At 42.8% G+C, this 14,551-nt stretch carries 15 protein-coding genes; 4 read left to right on the top strand and 11 right to left on the bottom strand.

All coding sequences use genetic code 11. The features are described from left to right. Window positions 1–42: 42 nt before the first annotated feature. The 5 genes from FLK61_RS20170 to FLK61_RS05495 form a co-directional block, all read right to left on the bottom strand. On the bottom strand, window positions 43–2,778 hold the full coding sequence (locus FLK61_RS20170; RefSeq protein WP_176008512.1) for an S-layer homology domain-containing protein: 2,736 nt from the start codon (window positions 2,776–2,778) through the stop codon (window positions 43–45). Between the two features lie 501 nt (window positions 2,779–3,279). Next, entirely contained in the window at window positions 3,280–3,678 is a 399-nt protein-coding gene (locus tag FLK61_RS05510) for an NPCBM/NEW2 domain-containing protein (RefSeq protein ID WP_176008511.1), read from the bottom strand. Beyond that, window positions 3,679–4,170: a VanZ family protein gene (locus FLK61_RS05505; RefSeq protein WP_176008510.1), complete on the bottom strand. Its 492-nt coding sequence runs from the start codon at window positions 4,168–4,170 to the stop codon at window positions 3,679–3,681. 123 nt (window positions 4,171–4,293) lie between these two features. Beyond that, a complete protein-coding gene (locus tag FLK61_RS05500; protein WP_176008509.1) occupies window positions 4,294–4,920 on the bottom strand; it encodes an FMN-binding negative transcriptional regulator in 627 nt (208 codons plus the stop codon). Between the two features lie 139 nt (window positions 4,921–5,059). After that, window positions 5,060–5,203 (bottom strand): hypothetical protein, encoded by a 144-nt coding sequence (locus FLK61_RS05495; protein ID WP_176008508.1) that lies wholly within the window; start codon window positions 5,201–5,203, stop codon window positions 5,060–5,062. A 287-nt stretch (window positions 5,204–5,490) separates the two neighbouring features. On the opposite strand from FLK61_RS05495, the gene mgrA reads away from it, so the two are divergent. Next, complete coding sequence (gene mgrA / locus FLK61_RS05490; RefSeq protein WP_176008507.1) at window positions 5,491–6,495, top strand: L-glyceraldehyde 3-phosphate reductase; 1,005 nt, start codon at window positions 5,491–5,493, stop codon at window positions 6,493–6,495. A gap of 410 nt (window positions 6,496–6,905) precedes the next feature. Here mgrA and rlmD read toward each other — a convergent pair whose 3' ends face one another. Beyond that, entirely contained in the window at window positions 6,906–8,273 is a 1,368-nt protein-coding gene (rlmD, locus tag FLK61_RS05485; protein ID WP_176008506.1) for a 23S rRNA (uracil(1939)-C(5))-methyltransferase RlmD, read from the bottom strand. 124 nt (window positions 8,274–8,397) lie between these two features. Between rlmD and FLK61_RS05480 the strand changes: the two genes are divergently transcribed. The 3 genes from FLK61_RS05480 (at window position 8,398) to FLK61_RS05470 (ending at window position 10,414) form a co-directional block, all read left to right on the top strand. Beyond that, the gene (locus FLK61_RS05480) at window positions 8,398–9,378 is read left to right on the top strand and encodes an SEC-C domain-containing protein (RefSeq protein WP_176008505.1); all 981 of its coding nucleotides are present in this window, start codon (window positions 8,398–8,400) and stop codon (window positions 9,376–9,378) included. 64 nt (window positions 9,379–9,442) lie between these two features. Next, a complete protein-coding gene (locus FLK61_RS05475) occupies window positions 9,443–9,805 on the top strand; it encodes a hypothetical protein (protein WP_176008504.1) in 363 nt (120 codons plus the stop codon). A 60-nt stretch (window positions 9,806–9,865) separates the two neighbouring features. Then, a complete protein-coding gene (locus FLK61_RS05470) occupies window positions 9,866–10,414 on the top strand; it encodes a DUF5412 family protein (protein ID WP_249777725.1) in 549 nt (182 codons plus the stop codon). An 8-nt stretch (window positions 10,415–10,422) separates the two neighbouring features. On the opposite strand, the gene FLK61_RS05465 is transcribed toward FLK61_RS05470, so the two are convergent. The 5 genes from FLK61_RS05465 to FLK61_RS05445 all read right to left on the bottom strand — a co-directional run bounded on the left by FLK61_RS05465 (window position 10,423) and on the right by FLK61_RS05445 (window position 14,439). Beyond that, entirely contained in the window at window positions 10,423–10,689 is a 267-nt protein-coding gene (locus FLK61_RS05465; protein ID WP_176008502.1) for a hypothetical protein, read from the bottom strand. Between the two features lie 146 nt (window positions 10,690–10,835). Beyond that, on the bottom strand, window positions 10,836–11,786 hold the full coding sequence (deoR, locus tag FLK61_RS05460; protein WP_176008501.1) for a DNA-binding transcriptional repressor DeoR: 951 nt from the start codon (window positions 11,784–11,786) through the stop codon (window positions 10,836–10,838). Window positions 11,787–12,003: 217 nt separating this feature from the next. Further along, complete coding sequence (locus FLK61_RS05455) at window positions 12,004–12,198, bottom strand: hypothetical protein (protein ID WP_176008500.1); 195 nt, start codon at window positions 12,196–12,198, stop codon at window positions 12,004–12,006. 290 nt (window positions 12,199–12,488) lie between these two features. Further along, window positions 12,489–13,154, bottom strand: coding sequence for a deoxyribose-phosphate aldolase (gene deoC, locus FLK61_RS05450; RefSeq protein WP_176008499.1), 666 nt, complete (start codon window positions 13,152–13,154; stop codon window positions 12,489–12,491). 25 nt (window positions 13,155–13,179) lie between these two features. Continuing rightward, window positions 13,180–14,439, bottom strand: a complete 1,260-nt coding sequence (locus FLK61_RS05445; protein ID WP_176008498.1) for a NupC/NupG family nucleoside CNT transporter — start codon at window positions 14,437–14,439, stop codon at window positions 13,180–13,182. Window positions 14,440–14,551 lie beyond the last annotated feature (112 nt).

Raw genomic sequence — 14,551 nt, 5'->3', positions numbered from 1 at the left:
TAAGAGTTTGTCTTGGATTCAATGGTTATCAAAAAGCAACAATTATTTAGCTGTTACACGTGCAGTAATTCGATCTTTCTCGTAGGAAAGGCTAACTTCAAAGCCTTCAGCCATGACGTTATCAAATTGTCCGATTACTGTTCCAGCCGTCATTAGCGTCATAGTAGCAGAATCCTTGATGTCAACTTCCGAGAGGTCTAACGTTAGATCTCCTCCGTCAATATAGACTGTTTCATCTACATTCATTTGACTGCTACCATTATTCACTTTTAGAGATACGTCTCCATCTTCCATAGTAAAGTTGCCAGCAATACGTAAAGCTCCGTAAGTATTGACTAAGACTGTTCCATTTTCTAAATAAAAATCACCTTTACCAAAAGCAGTCTTAGATGTGGCCTCTAACACTCCTGCTTGAAGGACGGTTCCACCTTCGTAGGTGTTATCTCCAGTTAATGTAAGTGTACCTGTCCCTTTTTTCGTCAGCATTCCACTTCCACTGATATTATTTCTCCACCAGTCTTGGGAATTGAAACGTCCTTTAGAAGCATCCATATCAACCGTTACATTACTTAACAACGCTCCATAGCCATCAGCAGCTGTTACTAAATCTATTCTCCCCCAACCATTAGATTCGTCTATTACTGGATAACCAGAATCAATGGAAGTTGTATATAATACTTCTCTGCGTTGCTCGTCATTTAAATATGGTTGACGAGTTTCAAGTAAAACCTCTGCTCCTTCTGGCACTTCAGGGTCTAAACCTTTTTCTCCAGTTTGTGGAAGTCCATAGGTGAGTTTCTCTCTATAGAACGCTTTATTTTCATCGTGATCTTCCCATTTCGTCTCATCATACGCACTTTCGAACATATAATCCTCTGTTACTGTATGGGCAAAATCATATAAGCTCATGCCATTTTCTTCTGCTAGCGCTCCGAATACCTCACCAGCATTTTCATATGCTTTCTCAAACTTCTCTTTGTTCTCATCCTGATTTAACGCGTAAGCAATCATTGCCGTAGATTGAATTCTTCCTCCTACAATGTCAAGCGGAGAATGCATGCCGGTTACGACTCTATTCTCTCCCATTTGAGCAGCTCTTGTTAAAAATTCTGCATATCTTTCAGGAGTTGCCATTGCAAATCCGAACGCTGATAAATAAGATGCACTAGTGTGACCACTTGGGAAGGCACCATCTTTTCCTCGTCCATCTTCTGCTATTCTACCTACATACTTTAATGCAGGGATAACTTCTACATTTGTTTCATATTGTTGGAAGTGTCGCTCTCCTGATTGCTTTGAGCCACCGGATGCAAGCGGTTCGCGTGATGACTCCCCACTTCCGATTGTTTCCCACACAGCTAATCCATTCTCATCAACTACTTCTACTACTTCTCCATTCGAATTCATACGATATGGTCGTGGAGAGGAGAAGAAATATTTAGCTGGGTTGGAGGAAGCAGGTATTCTAAATCTAAATAAATCAACTAAACCTACCATATCTGCCAATTCCTTTTCGTCCCAGTTAGATCCAATTCCTTGACTTTGATCCTCTACAGTCGCCTCTTCTAACACATTATTCATTTCATCGACTGATCTCACTACACTTGTAGTTGGTTCAACAATATCTACATACGTATTCGCCAAAGGTCCAAAACCATCGATCATACTGTAAATTTTGTCTCGTTGATCATCATAATATGCCGCCAAAGCCTCTTCATCTGTGCGATTTTGAGTGACTTCCTCCACATATTTAATGTTCGCTTCCCACGTTGCTTTATTTCTAATTTCTTCACTAGCATACGTCTTTTTATCTGCAACTACTGCATTCTTATCATTTTTGTATCCGTCAAAATAAACAGTAGGTCCGTCTCCATAGTTCGCTACTTCTCCATTTGCACCCGGAACCGTTAATGCTGTAGCGTCTCTCCACTCTGGCTGGTTTAAAGACCAGACCTGCTCAAAACCATCTAAAATCTTAATAAACGGATTGGTTGCGGCAATATTTTTTAAGATACTATCCCCAGCATTCCCACCATTTTGCACGACAGGTAGCGGAGCTTCTACCGCCGGAGCATCAACATTTAAGTTGTATGTAGTTCCTGTTGGTTTTGATGGCTTTGAAGCATCAATGTCTAAAGCATTACTAAACGTAATAACGGCTTCTGCGCGCGTCATATTTCGTTGAGGTTTAAAGCTTCCATCTGGATATCCATTCATCATGTTACTTGCTGCAACTGCGCCTATAAAGCCTTTGCTCCAAGTAGGAATAGAGGATGAATCTTGAAAAGAGCTAGCAGACTGCTCCTTCTCTGGTAGATTCTTTATGACAGCTATCACCTTTGCTGCTTCCTGACGAGTAATAGCTTGTTGAGGCTTTATCGTATTATCCGTATACCCTTGCATATAACCCGCTGCGCTAGCTACTGCAACAGTATCGTAAAACCACATATTTTTTGAAACATCTTGATAGCTAATATCAGCTTTAGTCGTATAATTAAATGCTCTATTAGCAAGACTCATAAACTCTGCTCGCGTAATAGCTTGGTTAGGTTGGAATGTCCCATTTGGGAAACCTATGATTAATCCTTTTTTATTCCAATCTTCAATTTGCTTTTCAGCAAAATGTCCGTTAATATCTGAAAACTGAACTGCTTGAATGCTTACATTGTTTGCATACACCGACCCGTTAGCATACGCTGTGTTCATCGACGTGATTACAACAGCAAGTACAACTAATACTGTAACGATTTTTTTCCCTTGTCTTTTCCACCCGTTCATACTCTATTCCTCCTTTTATACTACTCTGACACTCGTTGTGCGGAAAGCCAGCAACTAATTGCGATCTCTATTCGCTAAGGCGGGGCTTTAATACTAACTGTTCCATAATCCCCCTTTAGTTATGTATCTAAGTAAGTCTCGCTCATTCCGAATTCATGGTTTTAAATCGGAACCGTTCTTACCACACCTTGTCTAGTATAAAAGGTAATTGTTGAGTGAAAGTTAAAGCTATGTGAATAAACTATCAAGAAGATGAATGAATTATTACTACTATGTAGGATTATAGTGCGAATAGGGCGTTTTTTTGGAGATGCCGTATGTTTACAACAATATAAAAGGGCCTCTTCCTCTAAAGGATAGCCCAGTAAAAGAGAATGCCCTACAGTCATAAAAGTTAAGATGATACTAACTATGCAAGAAGTCGTACTTACAAGTTTATACAATAACGGACACTCCTCTACTTCAATAAGAGAATTGCCCCTCTATCTATCGTGGCATTTTTTACTTCTTTTCTGTAACGATGAAATCCCAAAGAATTACGGATGAAAGTTCGTCTCCAACGTCAATTGTGATCGTCATCTCATCGACGCCTTGCACCATCATCTCGAAAGAGTTTGGACCTCGGTTACTAGAACCAAGTGTGTTTGCATCAGATACAGCCTCCCCATCATCCATGGTAATTGTGACCGTCACTTCTCCATCATCTATGTCGTCAGGTACACCAATCGACCCTGAAAGGGTTATATAGTTGCTACCTAACTCATAGGTTACACTCGCTTTGTTTTGGTTATCATAACGGAACATATTTAATAGAGGGGTCACATCTTCCCCGTTGATTTGAAACGGTTGCACATTTGTTTCCCAATTTAAGGAGCCAGAGAGGATAGGCAATTGATCCACTCAAATCTCATCTCCCAGCTCGACGCGCGTAACCGCATCGTATGCCCTATTCACCACGTGAAACAAAACAATTGTTGCGATAGTCAGCGCAGTCACAGTGCCTATTAGTCTTACAATAGTAGCTGTAGTGATAGGATGTTTGCCTCGACCTATAGCCTGTGCCACGTAACCAACTGATACTCCGAGGGCATTGGTCAAAATATCCGATGTATCAAAAATACCTAGTCCAGTAGCCCATTGCCCAAGCTCAAGTATGGTAATTGTGACTAAAAAAACACCGATCAGTATAGGAAAACGAACGTTAACAAGCAATGGAAGTACTAATCCAAACGGTATAAACGTCGCAAAGTTTGCCGTGTTATAAAACCAATACCACGTTACTCCATTTGTCGGCAAGGATAACGGGATACCGTCGGGTATAAGACTAAATCCGCCTGTCCCTAAGCCTGTAGAAATGGTGCGCCCAAATCCAATATATAAAAAGTACAGCATGACACCTGTCTAAATAAAAAGTGCGAATGCAGTTACAGTTCTCGTTCGTCCCATAAGCATTGTATGTACCCTTTTCTCTTGTTTATATGATTATATAAGGGTGTTGGTGTGACCAAAATCTAATTACTTAGGATCCATTTCTTTGTTAAGATACTTTTTCATCAGTGATGCAATTTGCTGCTCATTCGTATGTGGAACCTTCTCTAATTCCTTCACAACTAACTCTCGCCGCTCCTCGGAATGATTTTGACTCAGCTTCGCCTTTGCCTCGATCTTCGTAATAGTCATCCGAAAGCCCTGCACGCCTTTACTCAACCCAGCCACAAATTTCTCCTCCATATCATTTAACGTATAGCCACTGTCCGGTGACTCATAGTACTCCACCAGCTGACTTAGCGAATCACGTAGCTCCTGCTCATCATGGACGAGTTTAACCTTGCCATACACGTGCGCCGTCACGTAATTCCACGTCGGCACCGTCTGATTCGTCTCATACCAAGATGGTGAGATGTAGCAGGGCGGTCCATGAAACACCGCGAGCACCGTCTGATCCATGATTTCTTGCCACTGCGGATTCGGACGCGCAAAATGCCCGTATAAATGCGTCTTTTCGTAGTTTAGTAGCAGTGGCAAATGCGTGGCGTGAGGTATCTTATCGCTTTGAGAAAACAGAGTCGCGAAGCTATTTTCTTGTATAATTTCATACATTGTTTTTTCGTCGGTAACCTTGTAATAAGTGGGAATGTACATGGAGGTGCTCCTTTCATTAGTTTATTTGTGTGTGTAGGATGTATTTCTTTGCTTACAATACCTGAATCTTGTTTAAGGTATCTACTTTATCTATTCGGTACATAACTTCTATTGTACTATAATCCTTATACTCAGATTATTAAAAATAGTTTCCCTCATTTAAGAAAGCCCCATCATCACCGTTATACGTTGTCCTCATAAACATCAACAACGCCACCCGCTTCACATACGTTTTGATAGATTGATGATATTGAATTGTATTAATAATATGTTGACTAAACATGTCCCCCATAAATGGTCCATTATGATTCGTATCAGACAAAAACTGGCTAGCTTAAGTCCAGTAGAAAACCGAACTTAAACCAGCCAAACCGCTTCATAATAAAAAACCTGTATTGTTTTGTGGAAGGCACCCTGTTTGTTTTTTTATCCATTTAGAATTATACTTATGAATGAAAAGCGCTTCCATAATAATTAACTTAAATAGGAGGTTCGTTTCGTAATAGATTACCTTTCTTACATACTCACGATTACCCGAATAAAAAATCGAATTAGAGAGGAAGTACCTACATGCCAATAAACCCTTACATTGCAAACGATCAGCGCTACGATAATATGATGTACAACCGCACCGGTAAGTCAGGCCTTAAGCTACCAGCTATTTCTTTAGGTCTATGGCATAATTTTGGTGGAGTAGATTCTTATGAGAATGGACGGGCAATGCTACGAAAAGCCTTTGACCTTGGAATTACTCATTTTGATCTTGCTAATAACTATGGCCCACCTCCAGGATCTTCAGAAGAAATGTTTGGACGTATTCTTCAAACAGATTTTAAGCCTTATAGGGATGAAATGATCATCTCATCTAAAGCAGGCTATAAGATGTGGGATGGCCCATACGGTGAATGGGGTTCTAAGAAAAACTTAACAGCTAGTCTTGATCAAAGTTTGAAAAGAATGAATCTTGACTATGTTGATATATTTTATTCTCACCGTTTTGACCCTGACACACCTTTAGAAGAAACGATGGGTGCACTTGATCAAATGGTTAAACAAGGAAAAGCACTTTACGTTGGAGTCTCCAGCTATGATGCAGAACAAACGAAAAGAGCTGTGGAAATTTTACATGACCTGGGTACACCAATGCTAATTCATCAGCCAAATTATTCAATGTTTAATCGTTGGATCGAAAATGGGTTACAAGATGTTCTTGAGGATAAAGGGGTAGGATCTATTGCTTTTTGCCCACTTGCCCAAGGCTTACTTACGAATAAATATTTGAATGGAATTCCAAAGGATTCGCGTGTATCAACTTCAGGTGTTTTTCTAAAAGAAGATAATATTACGGATGAAGTCGTTGAAAAAATTCAGTTGTTGCATAAAATTGCTGAAAAGAGAGAGCAAACGCTAGCACAAATGTCTTTAGCATGGGTATTAAGAGACAATAAAGTCACCTCTGCATTAATTGGGGCAAGTCGTGTGAGCCAAATTGAGGAAAATGTTAAAGCTCTCAATAACCTGACATTTACAGGTGATGAAATTGCAGCGATTGAAGACATTCTTAAAGACCAGTGATTGAAGAAAACAAGTAGAGTGTCCATTTAATATAAAAATTCTCATCTTCACTGTGGTAGTACTTCCCCCCGTAAGTTAGAGTCACCTTCTAACTTACGGGGGGAGTATTTTGTATAGTAACACACATGGAGGAATGAAAGTTGAAATTTGTAATGAAATATAAAATGGAAGGATTAGGATCCAGCTTGACTGCAAAGCAACAAGGCATACGAAGTCACTAATTCCTCATTCTTAACTTCGATTTTATTTGATACACCAATAAACTATTCTACCACTTAACACATAGTCGCTCCTTTTGCGTAGAAGGTAAACCCCCGGGGCAGTAAAAAATCCCCCAAACAATCAGTTCGAGGGAACATAAATCAGCCTTCCATTTTCAGGTAAAAACTGTTAAACCTATTAACACCAAGCTATTTTAACTTTACCAACGCTACACACTCCACATGCCCGGTATGCGGGAACATGTCGACTGGCTGCACTTGCTTTAGCTCGTAGCCGTTTGCCACTAAATGCTTCACATCACGCGCGAGCGTAGCTGGGTTGCAGCTGACGTAGATGATGCGTTCTGGCTTCATCGTCACCATCGTGTCGAGGAGGCTTTCTTCGCAGCCTTTACGCGGTGGATCGACCACGATGACGTCTGGCTGAATGCCCTGTGCCTGCCACCATGGCATGACTTTTTCCGCTTCGCCGACAAAGAAGTCGGCGTTCTCGATATGATTTAGCTTCGCGTTGCGCTTGGCATCCTCAATCGCCTCTGGCACAATCTCCACGCCATATACCTGCTTTGCTTGCTGTGCGAGGAAAAGACTGATCGTACCGATGCCACAGTATGCGTCAATAACCGTTTCTTTCCCTGTCAGATTTGCATATTCTAACGCTTTATCATATAACACCTTCGTCTGCACTGGGTTGACCTGATAAAACGAACGTGCGGAAATCGCAAATTTGACGTCTCCAATATAGTCCGTTATCTCATTTTCGCCCCAAAGAGTCGTGAAAGTATCGCCAAAGATAACGTTTGTGCGTTTTGGATTAACGTTGTGTACAACAGATTTTACATTCGGGAATGCTTCTACAAGCGCGTTCACGAGATTCTTTTTATTCGGTAGCGCCTTGTCCTTCGTGATCAGCACAATCATGAGCTCATCCGTCTCGCGCGCGTGACGGATCACGACGTGGCGCAGCGTGCCTTTGTGAGATTTATCGTCATAGGCGCGGATGCCATACGTCTCGCAAAGCTCCTTCACGAGCCGCACCGCTTTATCACTATCCTCGTGCTGAATCAGGCACTCCTCCATGTCCACGATCTCGTGACTGCGTTCAGCATAAAAGCCTGCAACAATCTGACGGTTTTGCTCGCCGAATGGTACCTGTGATTTATTGCGGTAGCGCCAAGGATCGTCCATGCCGATCGTCTCATACACCGGCACATCCGAGATCCCACCGATGCGCTCAAGCACGTCTCTCACCTGCTTTTGCTTTAACTCAAGCTGTCCCGTGTAGCTAATGTGCTGTAATTGACAGCCTCCACAGCGAGAAAATATAGGGCAAGGTGGCTCCACTCTGGATGGACTTTCCTTCGTTAGCTTTATAATACGACCGAAGCCGTAATTTTTTTTCGTAAGGACTACTTTCACTTCTGCCTCTTCACCTGGCAGGCCGTTTTTAACAAATAGCGGGTAGCCATTAATCTTTGCAACGCCCGCGCCATCGTGGGTAACGTCGTTAAATGTGACGCTTACGGTATCATTTTTTGTTACTGGTGGTTTGCTCATGTTTAGTTCGATCCCTTCCGTTCCATATCATCACGTAATTGTACCACACTCTTTCTATTTAAAAAATCGTCAATCACTGGTATGATAAAGAGCGGAGTGCGTATTTTTAATGAGGTGAATAGAAGTGGCAACGTTAAAACGAAACGACCCGTGCCCATGTGGTAGCGGAAAGAAATATAAGAAGTGTTGTTTAAAGAAATTAGAAGTAAAATCAAAGTTTGATTTAAAGGATACTCGAGACTTTAATGAGCTCATTCCTAAAATATTTGATTTTAGTAAGCAGTATGATGAAACGATTAAACCTGCCTATGAGGAGAAAACAGATGTCTTTGAACGGTTACCTGTCGCAGATGCGAGGGCGTTCTCTCAGCTGTACTTCCACTGGATTTTATTTAATCGCCCCGTTGAGCAAAATGGGGAGACAGTTCTAGCGAGGTTTCTCCAAGAAAATCGTAAGGAATATTCGGCGCCATTCCAAGAATTTTTGGCGGCGTGGGATGATCTTGCGCCACGTATTTTTTACGTGCCGCATTCGGATGCGGAGTATTTAGCGCTTCGCGATGAGTTGTCAGGTAAGGCGCAGACGATCGAGAAGACGCCTGTGTCGCAGGCGATTGAGTCTGGGCAGTATTTGGTGGGTTATTTGTATGCTACGCCAGCTGGTCCTGCGCTTGGTAATGATGCGATTTCGCTTCCTCCTAAGCTTGCGGAGGCGTTTATTGCGGAGTGGCATGCGTTGACGGCGGAGTCCGATGATACGCAGTCGTTCTTGACGGACTATTTTGGTCACGCGCTTCATTTACTGAGTCTATTAGTGATGAATGGCACGGAGCTTGAGCGTGCGGAGCATGACGAGGCAATTTTGGCGCTTGTGCGTGAGAAGCAGGAGCAGGCATTCTTGCCGCTTGCGTTGCAGTGGCGCTCGTTTGTCGCTAAGAAGCGTCCGCGTGTGCAAAAGCCGGAGGCCTATGCCGCAGCTCTTGAGTATTGGGCTGGCAAGCACTTAGATGATAGTCTAGCGCAGTCTCAAAAAGCGTTGGCTGAAAAGTACGCAGTATCGTCGAGCACGATTTCAGCGAAGTACAAGCAGTTGGTTGAGGTTTGAGTTTAATAGGATCTGAGTTTGGGAGAGTCGCGCCGCTTGTGGGTGCGGCTCTTTTTTTGTGGGGTTGGGGTGGATTGGTGGTGCTTGCGGTGATTATCCGGAAATGTTGCTCGATTATCCGTTTTTAGTGTTCCATTATCCGGATAGGGCGCTTCATTATCCGTTTTCGGTGTTCCATTATCCGGATACGCTGCTTCATTATCCGTTTTTCGTGTCCCATTATCCAGATATGCCGCTTCATTATCCGTTTTTCGTGTCCCATTATCCGGATATGCCGCTTCATTATCCGTTTTTCGTGTCCCACTATCCGGATATGCCGCTTCATTATCCGTTTTCGGTATTCCATTATCCGGATATCGACTACTATTTTTCTGTTTTTGGCTTCTCTTACATTGGTTACTTTATATTTTCTGTTCCTTTTTATTAGATGGGTATTTTTGTATAATGAGGGTGGTTTTGAATAGTGGGGGGTTGATTTAATTTGTCTATGTTTATAGCTCTTTTATCTGGAATTAGTGCGATTATGTTGTTCGGAGCCTTCGGCGTTCGCTTTGCTGTTACTCGTCGTTTTCCTAGGCGCATTCTTATTGCGACGCTTAGCTCTTTGTTAATCATGATTTGTTCTTATTGGTATTTTGAGTACATGTTTACCTTTGATTCTATCAGCCGTGGAAATATGGAGGAGGTTACTTGGCCGATTGTTTCTCCAGATGAAACGTATGTAGCCATTGCATACACGGAATCCCTAGGCGGAGCAGCTGGTGCAGTCAGCGTTGTTGTTGAAGTGACAAATTCGTCCGCGGAGGAGACGTCTGTGATATACTACGCGCTCGCTAACTCTCGTGTATCGTTAGATTGGGTCGGTGACCACGTACTTCAAGTGACGAATGAGGATTATTATGACAAAGGCGTCAATAGGAGTGTCACGCTTGATGTTCGGGGTGATATTTACGACGAGCGCGGGCGAGCATGCAAAAGCTATGTAATGAAAGGTAGCTTTGACATGTGCTATCAACACAAAAGAGACGCCAATTAGCGTCTCTCTTAGAGTTTATCTACGTATTGTTTGGCCTCAATCAACGAAAGACCTGTTTCTTCTCGTAATGCCTTAACGGCTTTTACGGAGCTTTGATTTTCTTTAAGCTCCTTAAGCTTTACGTTCAAATCGTGGTCAACCTCTTCTACATGTTGCTCTCTCATCAGTCTGTCGAGTTTGTAGTGTAGATTGCGCACGTCCTCATGTAACGAAGATACCTTCAACGCGATATAAAAGATGGCAAGTAATGCAGCAGTCGATAAAATTGTCGCCATGGTGCATGCCTCCCTCAATCTATAGGTTATTTTTGGTAAATTGTATCATCTTATTTTATGAAGTTCAAATTTAACTTAAAGCCATATAAACAAAAAACGAACGCCTACATAGACGTCCGTTCTCCCTATTTTCTCCCCAGGAAGGGCTAATTAGCTCCCATATCTGCTAGTGCTTGGGCGGCGTATTGGTCGATGATGAGCACGTTGGCATAGCCTCCGTGCAGGGCGCCTAGAATGCCCTCGACTTTGGTTAAGCCGCCGACAACGAGGATGCTGTGATCGATATCGCGCAGGGACTCGAGCTCGATTCCGATCGTGCGGTCGTTAATATCGGCATCGCAAATGTCTCCGTCGATTGTGATCATGCGCGAGCAAATGTCTCCGACTGCCTGACGACTTTTGAGCACATGTTTATCTTCTTCGGTATAATAATTTGCCTTAACCAGTGCAGAATCCTCGTGGCGTTCGCCTACGGTTAGGAGCGCGATTGTTGCCTTTTTGCCTAGCTCGAGCACGTGCCGGATGTGTCGGTCAGAAACGATTGCCTGCTTCACGACGAGATGATCGACTACGGCTGGTAGTGGTAAAAAGTATGGCGATGTATGAAAGGCATTGCCGAGAAAATGAAGAATTTCGGCTGCGTACGTGTTTGTCTCCGAGTAGCTGACGCCTCCATTGAGCTGCGTTACCGTGACGTTGTGGATGCTTTTCGGTTGCATGTGTCGAGCCACTTCGTAAAGCGTTGTCCCCCACGTCGTCCCGATGATATCGCCATCCTTCACGATTCCATGTAAGTACTCCGCAGCTTTGCGGCCTAGCTCTTCCTTAATCACCTGGTTCTCGTTGACCGGCGCATCTGCGATAATGCATTCCTTCAGTCCGAATCGAGCTTTGATGACATCGGCGAGCTCCGCCACTCCTTCATCTGGATCAACGATCGTTATCTTTACGATCCCCTTCTCCTTTGCCGCATGTAACAGCCGCGACACTGATGGTCGTGATATGCCTAGTTCCTTGGCGATCGTTTGCTGGCTATAATCTAACTGGTAGTACATTTTTGCGACTTTAACAACGCGCGAGAGCTTGTCCTTTGTCATGGTGAATCGCCCCTACTAATAAACTTATGTAAACTCTTTAATGAACTATTTTTCATAATTACACCCATTATTTCACATTATTTGAGGAAAATCAAGTGAATGTGAGGAGCTTGAGTGCGTTATTCTAGTATGGTTAACGCTTACACTCAGTTTAATGAAAAAAACGCTTATGAGCAATATAATTGAACGAATCAATTACATTCTCATAAACGTTTTTTCACGCGCGAATTTTCCGACATAGGAAGAAACCGCTTACAGATGCAACGACAGCAAATAATGTTAAATAGGCAACATAAAATCCTGCTGTATGTGCAGCATTTCCAACAACCATCTGATCCATTAAGATGAGTGCCACCAGAGCTAAAACTGGTACAGCAATCACCCAATAAAGTAGCGCTTGTCTATTTGTCATGGTATAGGCACCTCCTTTGATGCTAGTGTACCATAACAGATTGGGATGGTTGAATAGGAAAAAAGGTGGGTAAATGAGAGCGGTTACGTGTATGCACCAATTCACCCATCCAATGCATCAAACATAAAAGCCGTGGCATCACTTATCTCCGACGTTTAAATCACCTTCAGAAATCACCGTTCTCTCCTCCGTTTGCACAACAGGTACTATTTGTTTTTATTTCAACTTCCACAAAAAAAACAGAGACCAACTATAAAAGTCAGTCCCTGCTCCGTAATGATCTATCCCTATTAATAGCTGTCTGTTGATGTTTCGCCTTGGACGATTTGTACGCCTGCGCTTGCGCCGATACGTGTTGCGCCTGCTTCGATCATTGCTTGTGCGTCAGCTAGGCTACGTACGCCGCCTGATGCTTTCACGCCAGCTTGGTCGCCAACTGTTTCGCGCATGAGCTTGACATCTTCAACCGTTGCTGCGCCGAACGAAAATCCTGTAGAAGTCTTTACGAAGTCTAGACCTACTTTTACAGCAATTTCACAAGCCGTTACTTTTTCCTGATCTGTTAATAGACAAGTTTCTAAAATAACCTTTGTTAACGCTTTGCCTTGAGCAGCTTCTTGAACAGCGCGCATATCGCGCTCGACTAGCTCTAGGTTACCGTCCTTTAGTGCACCAATATTTAAAACCATATCTACTTCTGTAGCACCGTTTTCGATCGCATTTGTTGTTTCGAATGCTTTCACTTCTGGAGTGTTAGCTCCGAGTGGGAAGCCGATTACCGTACAAACGTCTACGCCACTTCCTTGAAGGCGTTCAGCTGCAAGCTTCACATGTGTTGGATTTACACATACCGATGCAAACTGGAATTCTTTCGCTTCGTTACAAAGCTTTTCGATTTGTTCTACCGATGTTTCTGCTTTTAACTGTGTGTGGTCGATCATTTGTGCAATTGCCATACAATCATCTCCTTAAAGTTGGGTGTTAAATAAAGAACATTCCTGCGATCGCTGCGTTTAAGAGCGAAGCGAGCATCCCCGCTGCAACAGCTCGAATACCTAGCTGTGCAATATCCTGACGGCGATTTGGTGCAAGCTTTCCTAGTCCTCCTAAAAGTATACCTAGAGAGGATACGTTTGCGAAGCCACAAAGTGCAAATGTAATAATTAATGCCGTTTTCTCACTTAGATCTCCAATGACTGGAGCGAAGTTAGAGTACGCAACAAACTCGTTTAAAATAAGCTTTTGTCCGATAAAGGAACCAGCTTGAACAGCTTCTCCCCACGGTACACCAATTGCAAAGGCAAGTGGCGCAAAGATAAAGCCAAATATATTTTCTAACGTAAAGCCAGAAAGCGTGAAATCAATGCCAGGAATAAAATCAACTAAACCATTTACTCCAGATTGAACGGCACCGAGAATTCCATTAAGTAACGCAATAATTGCAATAAACGCAAGGAGCATTGCTGCGATATTTAGTGCGAGCGTCATACCAGTTGAGGCACCACGTGCAGCTGCGTCGATCACGTTAAACGACTCTTTGTCGTCCTCCATCTCAATATCGAGCTTATCAGACGTTTTATCATGCTCTGTTTCAGGTAGCATCAGCTTGGCCATGACAAGTCCTGACGGAGCGGCCATAAAGCTTGCTGCGAGTAAGTATTCAAGCGGAACGCCAAGTAGCGAGTAGCCGATCAAAACGGAACCTGCTACGGATGCCAGACCACCAGTCATAACGGCAAACAACTCGGAGCGCGTCATGTGATTTAAGAACGGTTTAACGACAAGCGGTGCTTCCGTTTGTCCGACAAAAATGTTAGCGGCAGCTGACAACGACTCTGTGCGGCTTGTGCCTAAAAGTTTTGCTAAAGCTCCACCAATTAATCGAACAATCCACTGCATAATTCCTAAGTAGTATAAAACTGAAATTAAAGAAGAGAAGAAAATAACAACGGTTAATACTTGAAAGGCGAAGACCATACCAATGCCTTCTGCTTCAAAAAGTCCGCCGAAGAGGAAGTTGATCCCTTCGTCTGTAAATCCAACAATGCTATTTACAACATTCGTAAGCCCTTGCAAAGCTGCTCGTCCGACATCAGATACTAGTACTAAAAAGGCAAACGTGATTTGTAATGCTAAACCTGCTAAAATAGTTCGTGGCTTAATTGCCTTCCGATCTGTAGATAACAGGATACCGATACCAACTACAATCGCGATCCCCATTAATCCCCACAAAATATTCATGATTAACACTCCTTGCGTTAATATAACGCTTTCTTTTTTACTTTCATGCGTGTTCCCACGACTTACTATAGCAACAACTTAAACATTTGTAAACTTTTTAATTAGCATAATT

It is taken from the genome of Paenalkalicoccus suaedae (assembly GCF_006965545.2).
GTDB lineage: Bacteria > Bacillota > Bacilli > Bacillales > Salisediminibacteriaceae > Paenalkalicoccus > Paenalkalicoccus suaedae.
The sequence above is the reverse complement of the archived record's forward strand: the minus strand, read 5'-3'. Positions and strand labels throughout refer to the sequence as shown.